Genomic DNA, 17344 nt, shown 5'->3' with positions numbered 1-17344 from the left:
CCCGGTGCATTGCGATCAGACCAGCAGGTTGAACTGGTTGATCAGCGGCAGGGTGCGGGCGCGGTCTCCGGTCAGGTCAAACAGCGCATTGCCGAGCGCGGGCATCGAGGGGGGTGTGCCCGGCTCACCTGCGCCGCCCATATGGCGGTTGGTCTCGAGAACGCGCACCTCGACCTGCGGGGCCGTGTGCATGCGCAGCGCGTCATAGTCAGGGAAGTTGAACTGCTCGACCTCGCCCTCGGCAAAGGTGATTTCGCCGTAGCAGGCCGCTGACAGGCCATACATCATGCCGCCGAACATCTGGGCCTTGACGTTTTCGGGGTCCAGAGCGATGCCCATGTCACAGGCGATCCACGCTTTGCTGATGCGGATGGTGCCGTCTTCGTCCACCACCTCGATCACCTGAGCGACCGGCGTGCCAAAGCTGTAGGTGAATGCCACGCCGCGCCCGACGCCCTCCGGGGTCTGGCCCGTCCAGCCGGACATCTCGCGCACGGCCTCCAGACAGGCGGCAGAGGGCGCGTGTTCGTTTTTCATCAACTCCAGCCGGAACTCCAGCGGGTCGCGGCCTGCGGCATGGGCCATCTCGTCCATGAACGTCTCGTGGAAGAACCCGTTATGGCTGTTTCCGACCGAGCGCCAGAAGCCTGCCGGAACGTCGAGATCAACGATATGCCCACTGATGCGGTAGTTGGGAACGGCATAGGGCTGGTTGAACATACCTTCGACCAGAACCTTGTCAGGACCGCCGCCCGGGAAACCTGTCACGCGTTCAACCGCCTGATGGGTGCAGGATTGCGAGGCGACCTTGCCGTCGATCAGAACCGCCTGACCGTCCTTGATCGCGCCGCGCATCCGCGCCAGCGCGCCGGGGCGGTAAAAGTCGTGGCGCATGTCTTCCTCGCGGCTCCAGGTTGTCTGAACCGGGGTGCCGGGGACGGCCATTGCGACCTTGGTGGCAATCTCGCCAAAGTCCAACTCACCACGACGGCCAAAGCCGCCACCCAGATAGGTGGTGTGGATCTGAACCGCGTCGGTGTCCAAACCGGCCGTGTTGGCGACCCGGAACTGGATCAGGGTCGGGGCCTGATTGCCGCACCACAATTCCAGCGCGTCGCCAGTATAAAGCGCAGTTGCGTTCATCGGCTCCATCGTGGCGTGCGCCAGATAGGGCACCTGGTATTCGGCGGTGATCTCGGTTGCGCCGCCGGGCGTGACGCTGACGTCACCATCATCGCGCATGGTCGAATTGGGCGCGTCGTCAAACGCCTCGGCGATCTTTTCGAAAATCGCGTCGGTTTCGGGCGGGTAGGGGGCATCGCCCCAGTCAACCTCGATGGCCTCGACCGCCTGATTGGCCAACCATGTGTTGCTGGCGATAACCGCAACGCCGGTGCCAAGATCGACGATTTTCTCGACCCCCGGCATGGATTTGGCGGCGCTGTCGTCAAAGCCGTTCATCGCGCCACCCAGTTTCGGGTTCATGCGCACGCTGGCGAATTTCATGCCCGGCAGGCGGACATCCACGCCGAACTCGGCGGTGCCGGTCGCCTTTTCAACCATGTCCAGCCGGGGCTGAGTCTGACCAAGATAGCGCCATTCCGACGGATCGCGCAGAGGTGCCTCGACGGGCTCGATCAGCGCGACTTCAGCGGCGAGGTCGGTATAGGCGATCCGGGTTCCACCGGGCGCGATCACATGCCCCGAGGATGTTTTGAGCTGATCCCGGTCAACCCCCAACCGGTTCGCCGCCGCCTGTTTCAACGTCTCACGGGCCGAGGCTCCGGCCTCGCGCATCCGCTCAAACCCGTCCTTCATCGAGGTCGAGCCGCCGGTAACCTGCAGGCTCAGCACCTTGCCGATCCCGCCGAGAGCCTCCCCCAGATTGTGTTGGAAATCGGAAACGTCATAGCCCTTGTTGGGCAGGCTTTCCCCGATCAGGGCCGAGTTGTAATAGGCGGCAGCCGCAGGGCCGTGCAGGACCGTGATCTGATCCAGATCCACGTCCAGTTCCTCGGCAATCAGGGCGGCCCATGTGGTTTTGACGCCCTGACCCATCTCGGCGCGCGGCGCAAAGAGGGTGATGCCGTTCTGATCAATCAGGACAAACGGGTTCAGCGCCGCCTCGCCCTCGGCCGGTTTCAGCGGGTTCGGGGCCGGTCGGTCCACGTAATACACACCAAAGGCCACCCCACCCGCAATCGCGGCAGAACCGATCAGGAAGGTGCGGCGGAGGATTTTACCGATTCGGGCCATCGCTTACACCTCCTTCAGCTTGGACGCGGCGTCGTGGATTGCGGCGCGGATACGGGGGTAGGTGCCGCAGCGGCACAGGTTGCCCTGCATGGCGTCGTCGATCTCCGCATCCGTGGGGGTGGGGTTTTCTGCCAGCAGCGCTGCGGCCTGCATGATCTGACCCGACTGGCAATAGCCGCATTGGGCGACCTGATGGTCGACCCAGGCCTGTTGGATGGCCGCCATCGCGTCCGGAGTGCCGACGCCTTCGATCGTGGTCACATCGCCCCAGACATCCGACAGGGCGACCTGGCACGAGCGCACCGCCTCACCATCAATGTGGACCGTGCAGGCCCCGCAGGCGGCAACGCCGCAGCCGAATTTGGTGCCGGTCAGACCGATCTCGTCCCGCAGCACCCAGAGCAGGGGAACATCGTCAGGCAGGTCCACCTGATGTTGCTTGCCGTTGATTTTCAGACCCGTCGCCATGGCGCACCTCTCGTAGCTGTGGCTGGTTTCTGACATATTTAGCGCAAAGTGTCAGTGTGTCAATTGACAAAATGGACAAAAAATGTCAGAGGTTCGTTTATGACGGAAACCTCTGATGATTCACGGCAAACAGCGATCCTGAACTCGGCCTTTCAGGCTTTTGCGAGCTATGGGTTTCGCAAAACCTCGATGGACGACATCGCACGCGGTGCGGGCATGTCCCGTCCCGCCGTCTATTTGCACTACAAGAACAAAGAGGCGATTGTCCGCAGGCTCACAGAGCTGCACTATGAGGAAAAGATCGCCGCTGTCGGTCAGGCGCTGGACGGCGACGGGCCTGTGTCCGGGATACTGAAAGACGCGGTCGGTGCCCAAAGCGAAGGCATGGCCGCCATTCTGGCCTCGCCGCATGGGCTCGAGATGCTGGACACCACCAAATCCATGTCGACGGATATTGTCGAGAAAGGTGAAGCGCAGCTGACCGCGCTCTATTCCGCCTGGCTGGCGCGCGAAGCGGCGGCTGGCCGGGTCAAGCTGATGGCGGGCCCGGATGAGACGGCGCAAACCATCACCGCCTCGCTCAAAGGGATCAAGATGACGGCCTCGGGCGCCGAGGAGTTCGAGACGCGAACGGCGCAGTTGGCCGCGTTGCTCGGGGCCGGGCTCGAGGTTGGATAAACCGCTGACGGGTTCGATTCAGGGCTGACATAAATTGCGGTTCTATCGATGCGACATCCTGTTTTTTGCCATTGTGGCCTGAAACCGGTAGGACGTGGTGCAGAAGCGACATGTGCCATGCGTGTCGTCACCCAGAAGGATCGCGCATGCGCCGGATCGACATACCGCCTGTCTGGCTTTTGGGATTTGCCTTGCTGGCCTGGCTGCAGGCGAATTACCTTGGCTTCGGGCTATCCCTGTCGGGCGGCGTCACGCAATTGCTGAGCGGTATTCTGATCGGCGGCGGCATAGTGCTTGCCCTGCTCGCCGTTCTTGAGTTCCGCCGTCACAAAACCACCGTTATCCCGCATGAAACGCCCTCGGCCATTGTGCAGACCGGTATCTACAAGCGCAGCCGGAACCCGATTTACGTGGGCGATGTGCTTATCCTTGCAGGCCTGATTTTGCGGTTTGACGCTGTTCTGTCGCTGGTATTGGTTCCGATATTTGCCTGGGTGCTCGAACGGCGGTTCATCCTGCCCGAAGAAGATCGCCTGCGGCGGACCTTCCGAATGGATTTCGCCAGATATGAACGACAAACCCGGCGATGGATATGAGACGACCAACCGATAACATCACGTCGGGAATGCTGCGCTTGCGAAATAATCTTGCGCGAGATACATGATTGCTTAACAAACGATGCTGAACACCCGCTCAGCCTGAATGAACATTAGGGGGACTGCCAGTGAAGATAGGCACACCGAAGGAAATACTGGATGGAGAGAACCGGGTTGCGATGACGCCGGACTCGGCAGTTCAGCTACAGAAACTGGGTTATGACTGCGCCATTGAAAAAGGAGCAGGGGCCGCTGCCGGGTTTTCGGATGCGGCCTATGAGGCCGTCGGCGTTGAGATCGTCAAGACCGCGGCCTCGTTGTGGAAGACCTCGGACATTGTCGCCAAGGTCCGTATCCCGACCGAGACCGAGCTGAAGCGGCTGACCAAGGGCAAGACGTTGATTTCCTTCTTCAATCCTGCGGGCAATGAAGAGGGGATGGAACTGGCCAAATCCAAGGGCGCCAACGTGATCGCCATGGAGATGGTGCCACGTATTTCCCGCGCTCAGAAGATGGACGCGCTGTCGTCCATGGCCAATATCGCGGGCTACCGCGCGGTGATCGAGGCGGGCAACAACTTCGGCCGCTTCTTCACCGGTCAGGTGACGGCGGCGGGTAAAGTGCCGCCTGCCAAGGTGCTGATTGTGGGTGCGGGCGTGGCGGGTCTGGCCGCCATCGGGACTTCGACCTCGCTGGGGGCCATCACCTATGCGTTCGACGTACGCCCGGAAGTCGCTGAACAGGTCGAATCCATGGGCGCCGAGTTCGTCTATCTGGATTTCGAAGAAGAACAGCAGGACGGCGCGGCCACCGGCGGCTATGCCTCGGTCCAGTCCGAGGAATTCCGCAACGCGCAGCTGGCCAAGTTCCGCGAGCTGGCGCCTGAGATGGACATCGTCATCACCACCGCCCTGATCCCCAACCGCCCGGCACCCAAGCTGTGGCTGGAGGATATGGTCAAGGCGATGAAGCCGGGCTCGGTCATCGTCGACCTTGCAGCGGAGCGTGGCGGCAATGTGGAAGGCACCGTGCCGGATGAGAAGGTTGTGACCGACAATGGCGTGACCATCATCGGCTATACCGACTTCCCCAGCCGGATGGCGGCGCAGTCCTCGTCGCTTTACGCGACCAATATCCGCCACATGATGACTGACCTGACGCCCGAAAAGGACGGTCAGATCAACCATGACATGGAAGATGACGTGATCCGCGGCTCGACCGTGACCCATGAGGGTGAGATCACCTTCCCGCCGCCGCCACCCAAAGTGCAGGCGATTGCGGCGCAGAAAAAGCCCGAGGTCAAGGAACTGACCCCGGAAGAGAAAAAGGCACAGGAGATCGCGGCCTTCAAGGCGCAGACCAAACAGCAGTTCACCCTGCTGGGGGTCGGCGGTGCGTTGATGTTGCTGGTGGGGCTGGTTGCCCCGGCCAGTTTCATGCAGCATTTCATCGTCTTTGTGCTGGCGATCTTTGTGGGCTTCCAGGTGATCTGGAACGTCTCGCATTCGCTGCACACGCCGCTGATGGCGATTACCAACGCGATCTCGTCGATCATCATCGTCGGGGCCTTGATGCAGATCGGATCGGGATCGTTCCTTGTCATTCTGCTGGCGGCGCTCAGCGTCTTCATGGCCGGGATCAACATCTTCGGCGGTTTCCTCGTAACCCGGCGCATGCTCGCCATGTTCCAGAAATCTTAAGGAGGCCGGGCACATGGAATTTGGCTTCACCACTGCCGCCTATGTCGTTGCGGCTGTTCTTTTCATCCTTTCGCTCGGCGGTCTGTCGAACCAGGAAAGCGCCAAGCGCGCGGTCTGGTATGGCATCGTCGGTATGGCGCTGGCGGTCTTTGCCACGCTGGTTGGCCCCGGTTCCGGCCTGTGGTTGCTGTCGATCCTGCTAATCATCGGCGGCGGTCTGATCGGTCAGTACGTGGCGCAGCGCGTCCAGATGACCGAGATGCCGCAACTGGTGGCCGCGATGCACTCGCTGGTCGGTCTGGCGGCTGTGTTCGTGGGCTTCAACGCGCATTTCGAGATCGGCAACGTGGCGCAGGTCATGGCAATTGCCGACAGCGCCAAAGAAGCGGATCTGTCCGATCTGGGCGCCTTCGCCAAGCTGATCGCCAAGAAAACGGCGGCCGAACTGGCGATCCTGCATGTCGAGCTGTTCCTGGGCATCTTCATCGGCGCGATCACCTTTACCGGGTCGGTCGTGGCCTATGGCAAGCTGGCGGGCAAAGTGACCTCGGCGGCGACCAAGCTGCCCGGCGGTCACGCGCTGAACGCGGCGGCGGCGGGTCTCTCGCTGATCTGCCTGATTTGGTACACCTCGACCGGGGGTCTGTTCCCGCTGATCCTGATGACTCTGGCCGCATTGTTCATCGGCTACCACCTGATCATGGGTATCGGCGGTGCCGACATGCCGGTGGTTGTGTCGATGCTGAACAGCTATTCGGGCTGGGCGGCTGCGGCGATCGGTTTCTCGCTGGGCAACGACCTGCTGATCGTGGTGGGTGCGCTGGTGGGCTCGTCCGGTGCGATCCTGTCCTACATCATGTGTAAGGCGATGAACCGGCATTTTGTCAGCGTGATCCTGGGCGGCTTTGGCGGCCCGCAGGGTGAGCAGATGGCTGTTGAAGGCGAACAGATCGCGATTGAAGCGGACGGTGTCGCTGCGGCCCTGAACGACGCGGACAGCATCGTTATCATCCCGGGCTATGGCATGGCGGTGGCGCAGGCGCAGCAGTCGGTCAGCGAATTGGTTCGCAAGCTGCGGGCCAAGGGCAAGAATGTGCGCTTTGCGATCCACCCCGTTGCGGGTCGTCTGCCCGGGCACATGAACGTGCTGCTGGCCGAGGCCAAGGTGCCTTACGATATCGTGCTGGAAATGGATGAAATCAACGACGACTTCCCGGATACGGATGTCGCCATCGTCATCGGCTCGAACGACATCGTGAATCCTGCGGCGCAGGAAGACCCCAACAGCCCCATCGCCGGCATGCCGGTGCTGGAATGCTGGAAGGCCAAGCAGGTGTTTGTCTCGAAACGCGGCCAGGGCACTGGTTATTCGGGCATCGAGAACCCACTGTTCTTCAAAGAGAACACGCGGATGTTCTATGGCGATGCCAAAGCCTCGCTGGACAAGCTGCTGCCGATGATCGACTGATCGACCGGAAGTGTTAAATTGCAAAGGGCGCCTGCGGGCGCCCTTTTCTTTTTTTGTTGTTGGGGGGCTTTGCCCCCCACCGGCCCCCCAGGATATTTTTGGCCAGATGAAGCAGGCGGGGTGTGGTACATTGGGATCAGGTTGGAGGTCTGTGATGCAGAAGGTGAACGGCATAGGCGGTGTGTTCTTTCGTGCCAAAGATCCTGCGGCGTTGGGCGCTTGGTATGAGAAACATCTGGGCGTCCAACACTATGATCCGGTGCCGTGGAAGCAGCGTGAGGGCTACACAGTGTTTGCCCCATTTGCGGAAGACACCGGGTATTTCGGACGCGCTGAACGGCAGTGGATGATCAATTTCCGTGTCGATGATCTGGCTGCCCTGACTGCGCAGCTTGAGGCTGCCGGGATCACTGTTGAGACCAATCCGGAATGGGACAGCGAGGTCGGAAAATTCGCCCGCATTCACGATCCCGAGGGCAATCCGATCGAGCTGTGGCAGCCAAATCAATGAGATAGCGGCTTTGTATACCGTTGCATTCGTGTAAGTATATGAAATAAAAAGAGAATTGATGTATTTCTGATGTGTCGTATAGTGCGCAGCAGGAAACGGAGCCATTTATGACCCCCATAGACGACCATCCCCTGCGCTATGCGCTGGCCAACGAGCTGCATGCGCGGCCGTTTCCGGTTGCCAATGTGCCCTGTACCGTTGCCTTTCTGGCAATCAAGAAGCCGGACAACGCCGCTGGTCGGGATAAAAATGACGATATCGCGCATCTGACCGATCTTCTGGACCGCCACGGCGCACCGCATCCGCAACCCGCCGCCACGCATTACGCAGGCCAGATCGGACGTCACTGGCTGAAATGGGAGCAACATACCGAGTTTGTCACCTATACCGCGATTACGCAGAATGTCAGCGAAAGGGCTTTCAACCCGGCTGATTTCGAGGTGTTTCCGCCCGATTGGCTGATGTCCAGCCCCGGGCAACGGGTGACATCCGTTCTGATGCGGGTGGTTCAGCGCCCGGATGACGAACAGGTCAGAGCCTGCCTGTTCGACTGGTTTGAACCCGAAAGCCTGGCCGTGGCCGGTGTGCTGGATGGCGCGGCCATTTGCGCCAGCGATTTCAGGATCGATCCGGCGGGGCATATGCGGTTTGCCCTGTTCGTCTCGGACGGGACGGGCAACAGGCGGACGGGGCGGGTGATCCAGCGACTGTGCGAAATCGAGACCTACAAGGCCATGTCGATGCTTGGCTTTGCGCGGGTCAAAAGCCTGATGCCGCGCATAGGCGAGTTGGACAAGCGGCTGTCAGACCTGATGGTCGAGATGACGGATGGTGGCAATCTTCCCGATGATCTGCTGCCGCAGCTGCTGACAACCTCGACCGAGCTGGAAACTTTGTCGGCGCGCTGTGCCTTTCGGTTTGGGGCCACTGGGGCTTATGAGGCCATCGTGAACCAGCGAATCGAAGTGCTGCGCGAGGAACGGTTTCAGGGCGGGCAGACCTTTGCCGACTTCATGATGCGCCGGTACGACCCGGCCATCCGCACGGTGAAATCGACGGAAAAGCGCCTGCAGACCTTGTCGGACCGCGCCATCCGCGCGGGTGAGTTGCTACGGACACGGGTGGATGTAGAACGCAGCGCGCAGAACCAGGCGCTGCTGGAAAGCATGGATCGCCGCGCCGATCTGGCGCTGCGGCTGCAGCATACGGTCGAAGGGCTGTCGGTGGTGGCGATCAGCTATTATGCCGTGTCGCTGGCCGGTTACCTGCTTTATCCGCTGACGCAGGCGGGGATCAGCAAGGGCATGCTGACGGCTGTGGTCACGATTCCGGTCGTGCTGGCCGTCTGGTATGCCATTCGCCGCATTCGCCGCCGGTTGGAGTAGCGGCTTGCCAGCCTCGCAAAGCGGTGTAGAACGGATCGCGATCAAGGATTGTCGAACCGGGAGTTTCCAGTGATCGGAGTTGTTGCTGCGTGGCGAGCCGTGGCCGCCATGTTCATTCTGAACGGTGCCCTGTTCGGCATCTGGGCCTCTCGCATTCCGGCGGTGCGTGACCATCTGAACCTCAGCCACGAAGATTTGGGGTACGGTCTGCTGTTCATGGCGGCAGGGGCGGTCATTTCGTTTCCCATCACGGGGCGGCTGACGGACCGGTTTGGCGCGGTGGCAGTGACGCGGGTGATCGCGGTTCTGTACACTCTGTCGCTGGTCCTGCTGGCGCTGGCGGACAGCTTTGTGTCCTTGGCGCTGTTTCTGTTCATCTTCGGGGCCTTTCACGGCTCGATGGATGTGGCGATGAACGCCTGGGCTGCCGAGGTTGAGCAGCGTTTTGACAGGCCGCTGATGTCCTCGTTCCACGCCATGTGGAGCCTTGGGGCAGGGTTGGGCGCGGTCAGCGGCTTTGTGGCTGTGCAGGTCCAGTTCACCGTGCTGCAGCATTTTCTGGTGGCAGGCGGTTTTGTGGTTCTGTTTGCCTTGGCTTTGTCTTGGGTCCAATGGACATCGCGGCGGTCCGAGTCAAAACCGGGGTCGATATTCGCCTTGCCCTCGGGGGCGCTGATCCTTGTCGGCGTCACCGCGCTGTGCGGCGCGTTGGGCGAAGGGGCCGTTGCGGATTGGAGCGCGATATTCCTGCGCGACGCCGTCGATGCGGCCGAAAGCGTGGCCGCGCTTGGCTATGCGGTGTTTTCCGTGGCGATGGTGGTTTGCAGGCTTGCGGGTGGCGTGGTGATCGCCCGGTTCGGCCCTGTCGCCTCGGCCCGGTTCGGGGGGCTCTGTGCGGCGTTGGGGGTGTTCTGCGTTGTGTCCTCAGGGGCTGTGCCGCTGGCTTTGGTCGGGTTTGGGATGATGGGTATCGGCTATGCGGTGATCATGCCGCTGGCCTTTAGCCGGGCGGCGAATGACCCCAACGTGCCGCCGGGGCAGGCCATCGCCAGTGTCGCCACGCTTGGATACGGAGGGTTGCTGATCGGTCCGCCGCTGATCGGGTTTCTGGCCGAGCTTCTGACCCTGCGGATGGCTTTCGCGGTGCTACTGCCGCTGGCCGTTCTGATCGTGGTGTGCGCCGGCGCGCTAAAGCGCGCCGACTGAGTTTGCTTAGCGCCCGCGAATACGCGGGTCCAGCGCGTCGCGCAGGCCATCGCCCAGATAGTTGACGCTGAGAACGGTCAGTGAGATCGCCAGACCGGGCCAGAACACGCGCTCGGGGTATTGCTGCAGATAGTCGACACCATCGAACAGCAACCGGCCCCATGTCGGGAAGTCGGGCGGGAAGCCCAGCCCGAGGAAGGACAGCGCGCTTTCGGTGATGATCGCCGTCGCGATGCCCAGCGTGGCCGACACCATGATCGGCGACAGTACGTTCGGCAGGATATGCCGCGTGATGATCTGGCTGTTGCTGGTGCCGATCGATCGCGCGGCCAGAACGAACTCACGCTCTTTGATAGCCAGTACGTCGCCGCGCACGATCCGCGCGGTTGGCATCCACGATGTGATGCCGATTGCGCAGACAATCAGGATGAAAATCCCTCGCTCAAGCCCGAAGGCGGCGGACAAGGGCTCGCGGAACAGCAGCATCATGACCAGCAGCAGCGGCAGCAGCGGCAGGGCCAGGAACAGGTCCGTCAGGCGCATCAGCGGGCCGTCGAGCCGTTTGAAGAACCCGGCCAGAACGCCGATGAACGAGCCCAGAAACAGCGCCAGCAGCATCGCCGTGATGCCGACCGAGACCGAGGTCTGCCCGCCGGACATCATCCGCGCCATGATATCGCGGCCCAACTGGTCGGTGCCGAACGGGTGCGCCAGAGATGGCCCCTGATTTCGCGACCGGACATCGATCTGCGTCGGGTCGATGGTCCAAAGGAATGGGCCCAGATAGACGGCGGCGACGATGAAGATGAACATGACCGCCCCAATCATCGCGCCTTTGTGGGTCTTGAACTGATCCCACACATCGCGCCACTGGCTGCGGGGCGGGGTGGCCAGTTCCTCCATCACGTCCGCCGTCGGAAGGGCGGTCGAGGCCGGGGCCAGACCTTCGTCGGGGATCAGCGTGTCTGATTTGTCGTGATCAGTCATAGCGAATCCTCGGGTCCAGAATGCCGTAGAGTACATCGGCCACCAGGTTGAACAGCACGATCAGCACGGCAAAGATGAAGGTCAGGGTTTGCACCATCGGCAGGTCGTTGGCCTGAATGGCGCCGATCAGCAACTGGCCGATGCCGTTCACCTTGAAGACCTGCTCGGTGATGATGGCACCGCCGAAGATGGCCGGGATCCCCAGCGCAATCACCGTGACCACGGGGATCATCGAGTTGCGCAGGACGTGGACCATGACGACCGTGTATTCGCTGAGGCCCTTGGCACGGGCGGTGCGGACATAGTCCTGATTGAGGTTGTCGAGCATCGAGGCGCGCATGAAGCGTGAAAGCTGCGCGGTGATCTGCAGCGCCAGAACCATGACGGGCATGATCATCTGCTTCAACTGCACTACGAAGCTGTCCCAACTGTTGACCACATGGGTGGTGTCATAGATCGACGGGAACCAGCCCAGCTGGACCGAGAAGATCACGATCACCAGCACGCCCGAGAAGAAGGGCGGGACCGAAAAGCCGACCATCGACACGAAGGTGCCCATCTGGTCGAACCAGGAATACTGGCGGTACGCGGAATAGATGCCGATGGGCAGCGCGATCAGGATGGCGACCACATAGGCGGTGCCGACAACCCACAGGGTCTGCGGGATACGCTGAACCACGATGTCCATGACGGGCGAGCGGGTCTGCCACGAAATCACGCGCAGGTCGCCTTCGGAAAAGGTGGTGCCGAACATGTGGTCGATCAGAACCTGCGGTTCGATCCAGAAGAACTGCACGATCCATTTCCAGAACCGGATATGCATCGGCTGGCCGAGGCCAAGCGCCTCGCGCATTTGTTCGCGGACCTCTGCAGGAACGGTCAGGGGTTGACTTGCCATTGGATCGCCGGGGGCGAGTTCCAAAAGCAGGAAAATGACGAGGCTGATGAATATGAGCGTCGGAACCGCCAGCACCAGCCGTCTTATTGTGAAGTTGAGCATTCAAAGGCGCCTTTGTATATGCGTCTTATTATTGGAGCGGACTGCAAATGGCCGCGCCCCGATGATGATCGGGGCGCGGCTTTGCACTGTTGACGTTTAGGAACCGGTCTTGCGATACCAGTCTGCGACGTTCCACATTTCGCTGTCCCAAACATTCAGGACCACGCCACCCAAGGTGTTCGAGTGGGCGGAAATCCGGCCGCGATGAACCAGCGGAATCATCGCCCCGCCTTCAACCGCCATGTCGTTCAGTTTCTTCCCGATTTCAGCACGTTGCTCGAAATTTGCGGTGACCGCCAGTTCGGCATGCAATGTGTCATATTCCTCACGGCACCAACGCGAGATGTTCTGTCCTTGCCACTGCGTATCCGGGCGGGGCGCGTCGGAACACAGCAAGTTGGCCAGATACACCTGCGGGTCGGTTCCAGAGTAGGTGTTGGCGTACATTTCTACGTCCGCGTAGAACTTCTGGAACGTGTCCGGGCTGCCCGGGTCACCGCCAAAGAACACGGATGCGTTGATGTTGCGCAGTTCGGATTCGATGCCGATCTCGCTCCACCACTGCTTGATCAGGGCCTGGAAATCCTGGCGCACGGCGTTGGTCGAGGTTTGGTAGAGAATCTTCATCGGCACGCCGTCCGGCGTTTCGCGCACGCCGTCGCCATTGGTGTCCTTGTAGCCAGCCTCTTCAAGCATGGCTTTCGCGCCTTCGATGTCCTGTTTGTCACAGGTGAGTTTGGTCGAGTTGAACGCGTCCGGCGCAGGAATCCAGTTACAGGTCACCTTACCAGCCGTGCCATAGCCGATCTCGACCAGCAGCGGGCGGTCGATGGCCAGCGACATTGCGTTGTAAACCGCCGGATCGGTCAGGAAGGGATGCGGATGCTGGGCTGTCGAGCGCTCACCTTCCGGCAATTCGGGCGACGGGTTGGTCTGGTTCAACATGATGCGTTCGACCAGCGGGCCAAATCCAGCGACCGGAGTACCTTTGCCGCCTTCCTGCATCTGCGCGATTACTTCAGGCGCCAGTTGCAGGTTCCAGGCATAGTCGAACTCACCCGTTTCCATGACGGCGCGGCCGGCCGCAGTTGCGTCGCCGCCGCCTTTGAAGGTCACGCTGGCAAAGGCCGGCTTGGCAGGATCGCGGTATTGCTCGTTGGCGGCCAGGGTAATCACGTCATTCGGACGGAATTCCGTCACCGTGAATGGGCCGGTGCCGATTGGATTGAAGTTGGCGTCGGTGCATTCCGGAGCCTTGGTTCCCAGACAATCTGCGAATTGCGCCGCTTGAATAATCGGGCTTTCGCCGCCGACAAACGGACCATAGGGGTTTGGTGTCGGGCTTTCGAAATTTACAACAACCGTCAGATCATCCGGTGTTTCCACACTGGTAACACCCTCGAACTTCACAAGCTGTGCGCAACCGCCCTCGGGGTGCGTGCAGTATTCATGCGTGAATTTGACATCAGCGCTGGTGAAGGGGCTGCCATCCGACCACACGAGGCCAGACGAAATCTTCCATGTAATCGAGGTCAGGTCTTCGGACACGCCGCCGTTCTCGACGGTCGGAACTTCGTCAACCAGCCAGGCTACAATCTCGCCCTTTTCATTGTACCGCGCCAGCGGTTCGATCACCAATGCAGAGGCGTCAATGTCCTTGGTGCCGCTCGACAGATAGGGGTTCATGATCGAGGGGGCTTGCCAATAGATAATGCTGACGTTGCCGTCCGATCCGCGCTCGGCAAAGGCCACAGGCGCCATCGCCGTGCTTGCGATCGCGCCAAGCAAAAGGGTTTTGATTTTCATCATACACTCCATGTTGGACACATACGTGTCTCTGTATTCTCCGCGATGCCCGCGGATTTGGCGTTGCCGCTTTGGGTTTTAGGGTGTTGAAAAACAACGATAACGGCAGTCACACAAGCGTGTATTCCGTCTTCTCCCCAAAACGGTTACCCGGCGTATCGAAGCAGAGTTTTAGAAAATTGCAAGCCTTGCCTTCAGGAAAACCGGCAATGGATTTGACTTTTCCCGCCCCGCCGCCTTAGCGTTTGGCACTCAAACCAAATGGCCGCCAAGGGGAGAGCGCGCGTGCTGGATCAGCCTATTGCCCAGATCAAAAAACTGCGGGTCGAGTTTCAGACAAAGGACGGCCCGGTGGTGGGCGTCGAGGATGTCTCGTTCGAGGTGAACCCAGGCGAAACCGTATGTATCGTTGGCGAATCCGGGTCCGGCAAGTCGGTGTCATCCCTGTCGCTGATGCGGCTGGTCGAGTTCGGCGGAGGCGAGATTGCGGGCGGGCAATTGCTGTTCGACCGGCGCGATGGCGATGAGATGAATCTGGCCGATGCCGATCAGGATCTGATGAAACAGATTCGCGGCAACGAGATCGGGATGATCTTTCAGGAGCCGATGACGGCTCTGAATCCGGTCTTTACGGTTGGTCGGCAACTGACCGAAGGCCTGCGCATCCACAAGGATATGTCCAAGGCGCAGGCTGAGGAGCGCGCGCTGGAATTGCTGCGTCAGGTGCGTATTCCCGAGCCCGAGCGGCGGTTGAAGCAGTACCCCCATGAACTGTCCGGAGGGATGCGTCAGCGTGTGGTCATCGCGATGGCCATGGCTTGCGAGCCGCGGCTGCTGATTGCGGATGAGCCAACAACTGCGCTGGACGTGACCATTCAGGCCGAAATTCTGGCACTGATGGACCGGCTCAAGCGTGAAACCGGGACGGCGGTGATGTTCATCACGCATGACATGGCTGTTGTGGCGCAGATGGCTGACCGCGTTGTGGTCATGTTCCGAGGCAACAAGGTTGAAGAGGGTACGGTTAACGAAATCTTCGAAAACCCGCAACATGACTACACTAAGGCGCTGCTGGCGGCGGTGCCTAAGCTGGGAGAGATGCAGGGCAAAGCTGCGCCCGAGCCGATGAAGCTGCTGGGCATTGAAGGGCAGAACATCGCGCCCATCCCCGGCACCGAAGAGGTGCTGCTGACCGTCAAGAACCTGACCACGCGGTTCCCGGTCAAAGGCGGCCTGCTGCGCCGCACGATTTCGAATGTGCATGCGGTCGAAGATGTGTCGTTCACGCTGAACCGCGGCCAGACGCTTAGCCTTGTGGGCGAATCCGGCTGCGGAAAATCCTCGGCCGGGCGCTCGATTCTGCGGCTGGTCGAGCCGATGTCAGGCGAGGTCGATCTGGACGGCGTCGATATCATGAAGCTGGATCAGAACGGCTTGCGCAAGGCGCGGCTGGATATGCAGATGATTTTTCAGGACCCGTTCGCCTCGCTCAATCCACAGATGCAACTGGTCGATCAGGTGGCCGAACCGATGCGCAACTATGGTGTGGCTTCGGGCTCGGAACTGCAGGACCGCGTGGCGCAACTGTTCGACAAGGTGCAACTGCCTCGCAGCTTCATGCGCCGCTTCCCGCATGAGATGTCGGGCGGTCAGCGCCAGCGGATCGCCATCGCCCGCGCCCTGGCCCTGAACCCCAAGCTGATCATCGCGGACGAGGCGGTCTCGGCGCTGGATGTGTCGGTGCAGGCGCAGGTTCTGAACCTGATGATGGAGCTGCAATCCGAACTCAGCCTGTCCTATCTGTTCATCAGCCACGACATGGCCGTGGTGGAACGGGTCAGCCACCATGTGGGCGTGATGTATCTGGGCAGGATCGTTGAACTCGGCCCCCGCGCGCGGGTGTTCGAGAATCCGCAGCATGCCTATACGCAAGCGCTGATGAAGGCGGTGCCGATTGCTGATCCGAACAAGCGCAAATCGGAAAAAGACTTGAATTTCAAACCGATTCCGTCGCCAATTCACCCAATCGGCTACACGCCAGAGCCCTCGCAATATAACGAGGTTGAGCCGGGGCATTTCGTCCTGACCACCGACAGCGGATATTGACCTGATGGCACAGCGCCTGACGCCGCTTGAGATCATGACCACGCTGATCTCTTTCCCGACGGTAAGCCGCGAAACCAATCTGCCGTTGATCGACTGGGTCGAGACCTATCTGGGTGGTCACGGGATCAAGCCGCATCGCTGGCCGGACCCGAACCAGCCGCATAAGGCGGCGCTTTATGCCCATGTCGGCCCATGGGAAGACGGGGCGGTCATTCTGTCCGGCCACACGGATGTCGTGCCGGTGGACGGTCAGCCGTGGGACACCGATCCGTTCACGGTGACCGAGGCGGACGGCAAGTTTTTCGGGCGCGGCACCTGCGACATGAAAGGCTTTGATGCCCTGGCGATCTGGGCCCTGGTCGAGGCACAATACGCCGGGATAAAACGTCCCCTGCAACTGGCGCTCAGCTTCGATGAAGAGGTCGGCTGCACCGGCGCCCCGCCGATGATCGAGGCGATGCAGGGGGTTCTGCCGAAAGGCTCGGCCGTGATCGTGGGCGAACCGTCGATGATGCAGGCTGTCACGGGGCACAAGGGCGGATTTGGCTTCGATACCCATATCGTGGGGTTCGAGGTTCACAGCTCGATCATGCATACCGGCGTCAACGCGATCATGGAGGCCGCGCCTCTGATCGACTGGGCAAACTCGCAGAATGCCAAGAACAGGGCGGCCACACCCAGCGATACAGCCGCTGTGTTCGATCCGCCCTGGACGACCCTTCATGTCGGTATGATCGAAGGCGGGACGGCGCATAACATCACCGCCAAGGATTGCCGGTTCATGATGGATTTCCGAACCGTCCCGGATGAACGGAAAGCCGATTGGCAAGAGGCTTATTTCCAGCAAGTGCGTCGGGTCGAAGCCCATATGAAGGCCGTGCATCCCGAGGCGCGGATCGAACTGTCCGAGCGCTTTTCGATCCCCGGACTGGTGCCGGAACCGGATGGTGAGGCCGAGGCGCTGGTGCGGGCCCTGACCGGCGACAATGCCAGCCATGTTGTCAGCTACGGCACCGAAGCAGGACAATTTCAGGAGGCGGGCTATTCCGCTGTGATCTGCGGCCCTGGCGACATTGCGCAGGCGCATCAGCCCAACGAATTCATCTCGATTGCGCAATTCGAGGCCGGGCACAAATTCATGGAACGTCTGGTGCAAAAGCTGGCGCACTGACCCGTC

14 protein-coding genes are annotated in these 17344 nt (G+C 60.8%); 9 read left to right on the top strand and 5 right to left on the bottom strand.

The window, feature by feature from the left end:
- Window positions 1–15: 15 nt before the first annotated feature.
- Window positions 16–2256, bottom strand: a complete 2241-nt coding sequence (locus ACR0K1_RS09625; protein WP_480850306.1) for a xanthine dehydrogenase family protein molybdopterin-binding subunit — start codon at window positions 2254–2256, stop codon at window positions 16–18.
- A gap of 3 nt (window positions 2257–2259) precedes the next feature.
- Window positions 2260–2724 carry a (2Fe-2S)-binding protein gene (locus ACR0K1_RS09620; protein ID WP_480850529.1) on the bottom strand — a complete coding sequence of 155 codons (465 nt, stop codon included), beginning with the start codon at window positions 2722–2724 and terminating at the stop codon, window positions 2260–2262.
- A gap of 99 nt (window positions 2725–2823) precedes the next feature.
- Between ACR0K1_RS09620 and ACR0K1_RS09615 the strand changes: the two genes are divergently transcribed.
- From ACR0K1_RS09615 to ACR0K1_RS09585, 7 genes are all read left to right on the top strand, one after another.
- The gene (locus ACR0K1_RS09615; protein ID WP_480850304.1) at window positions 2824–3402 is read left to right on the top strand and encodes a TetR/AcrR family transcriptional regulator; all 579 of its coding nucleotides are present in this window, start codon (window positions 2824–2826) and stop codon (window positions 3400–3402) included.
- Window positions 3403–3548: 146 nt separating this feature from the next.
- A complete protein-coding gene (locus ACR0K1_RS09610) occupies window positions 3549–3998 on the top strand; it encodes a methyltransferase family protein (protein ID WP_480850302.1) in 450 nt (149 codons plus the stop codon).
- A gap of 128 nt (window positions 3999–4126) precedes the next feature.
- Window positions 4127–5698, top strand: coding sequence for a Re/Si-specific NAD(P)(+) transhydrogenase subunit alpha (locus tag ACR0K1_RS09605; RefSeq protein WP_480613081.1), 1572 nt, complete (start codon window positions 4127–4129; stop codon window positions 5696–5698).
- A gap of 13 nt (window positions 5699–5711) precedes the next feature.
- Window positions 5712–7166 carry an NAD(P)(+) transhydrogenase (Re/Si-specific) subunit beta gene (locus ACR0K1_RS09600; RefSeq protein ID WP_480613083.1) on the top strand — a complete coding sequence of 485 codons (1455 nt, stop codon included), beginning with the start codon at window positions 5712–5714 and terminating at the stop codon, window positions 7164–7166.
- Window positions 7167–7320: 154 nt separating this feature from the next.
- On the top strand, window positions 7321–7677 hold the full coding sequence (locus ACR0K1_RS09595) for a VOC family protein (RefSeq protein WP_480850300.1): 357 nt from the start codon (window positions 7321–7323) through the stop codon (window positions 7675–7677).
- A gap of 107 nt (window positions 7678–7784) precedes the next feature.
- Window positions 7785–9062, top strand: coding sequence for a DUF3422 family protein (locus ACR0K1_RS09590; RefSeq protein ID WP_480850298.1), 1278 nt, complete (start codon window positions 7785–7787; stop codon window positions 9060–9062).
- A gap of 69 nt (window positions 9063–9131) precedes the next feature.
- Entirely contained in the window at window positions 9132–10268 is a 1137-nt protein-coding gene (locus ACR0K1_RS09585; RefSeq protein ID WP_480850296.1) for an MFS transporter, read from the top strand.
- Between the two features lie 6 nt (window positions 10269–10274).
- On the opposite strand, the gene ACR0K1_RS09580 is transcribed toward ACR0K1_RS09585, so the two are convergent.
- The 3 genes from ACR0K1_RS09580 to ACR0K1_RS09570 form a co-directional block, all read right to left on the bottom strand.
- On the bottom strand, window positions 10275–11255 hold the full coding sequence (locus ACR0K1_RS09580; protein ID WP_480613090.1) for an ABC transporter permease: 981 nt from the start codon (window positions 11253–11255) through the stop codon (window positions 10275–10277).
- Window positions 11248–12255 carry an ABC transporter permease gene (locus tag ACR0K1_RS09575; protein ID WP_480613092.1) on the bottom strand — a complete coding sequence of 336 codons (1008 nt, stop codon included), beginning with the start codon at window positions 12253–12255 and terminating at the stop codon, window positions 11248–11250. Before ACR0K1_RS09575 ends, ACR0K1_RS09580 begins: the two co-directional genes overlap by 8 nt.
- 96 nt (window positions 12256–12351) lie before the next feature.
- The gene (locus ACR0K1_RS09570; protein ID WP_480850293.1) at window positions 12352–14061 is read right to left on the bottom strand and encodes a peptide ABC transporter substrate-binding protein; all 1710 of its coding nucleotides are present in this window, start codon (window positions 14059–14061) and stop codon (window positions 12352–12354) included.
- 285 nt (window positions 14062–14346) lie between these two features.
- On the opposite strand from ACR0K1_RS09570, the gene ACR0K1_RS09565 reads away from it, so the two are divergent.
- Both ACR0K1_RS09565 and argE read left to right on the top strand, forming a co-directional pair.
- Window positions 14347–16167: an ABC transporter ATP-binding protein gene (locus ACR0K1_RS09565; protein ID WP_480613096.1), complete on the top strand. Its 1821-nt coding sequence runs from the start codon at window positions 14347–14349 to the stop codon at window positions 16165–16167.
- A gap of 4 nt (window positions 16168–16171) precedes the next feature.
- Complete coding sequence (argE, locus tag ACR0K1_RS09560; protein WP_480850291.1) at window positions 16172–17338, top strand: acetylornithine deacetylase; 1167 nt, start codon at window positions 16172–16174, stop codon at window positions 17336–17338.
- Window positions 17339–17344: the final 6 nt, after the last annotated feature.

It is taken from the genome of Ruegeria sp. F5 (genome assembly GCF_056533845.1).
Note: the sequence above shows the minus strand (reverse complement) of the source record. Positions and strands in the feature narration are given on the sequence as shown.

Excerpts from the sequence above, each read along its gene's own strand:
- argE (WP_480850291.1), top strand. The coding sequence starts at position 16,172 with ATGGCACAGCGCCTGACGCCGCTTGAGATCATGACCACGCTGATCTCT.
- ACR0K1_RS09575 (WP_480613092.1), bottom strand. The coding sequence starts at position 12,255 with ATGCTCAACTTCACAATAAGACGGCTGGTGCTGGCGGTTCCGACGCTC.
- ACR0K1_RS09610 (WP_480850302.1), top strand. The coding sequence starts at position 3,549 with ATGCGCCGGATCGACATACCGCCTGTCTGGCTTTTGGGATTTGCCTTG.
- ACR0K1_RS09580 (WP_480613090.1), bottom strand. The coding sequence starts at position 11,255 with ATGACTGATCACGACAAATCAGACACGCTGATCCCCGACGAAGGTCTG.
- ACR0K1_RS09600 (WP_480613083.1), top strand. The coding sequence starts at position 5,712 with ATGGAATTTGGCTTCACCACTGCCGCCTATGTCGTTGCGGCTGTTCTT.
- ACR0K1_RS09625 (WP_480850306.1), bottom strand. The coding sequence starts at position 2,256 with ATGGCCCGAATCGGTAAAATCCTCCGCCGCACCTTCCTGATCGGTTCT.
- ACR0K1_RS09570 (WP_480850293.1), bottom strand. The coding sequence starts at position 14,061 with ATGAAAATCAAAACCCTTTTGCTTGGCGCGATCGCAAGCACGGCGATG.
- ACR0K1_RS09615 (WP_480850304.1), top strand. The coding sequence starts at position 2,824 with ATGACGGAAACCTCTGATGATTCACGGCAAACAGCGATCCTGAACTCG.
- ACR0K1_RS09590 (WP_480850298.1), top strand. The coding sequence starts at position 7,785 with ATGACCCCCATAGACGACCATCCCCTGCGCTATGCGCTGGCCAACGAG.
- ACR0K1_RS09595 (WP_480850300.1), top strand. The coding sequence starts at position 7,321 with ATGCAGAAGGTGAACGGCATAGGCGGTGTGTTCTTTCGTGCCAAAGAT.
- ACR0K1_RS09620 (WP_480850529.1), bottom strand. The coding sequence starts at position 2,724 with ATGGCGACGGGTCTGAAAATCAACGGCAAGCAACATCAGGTGGACCTG.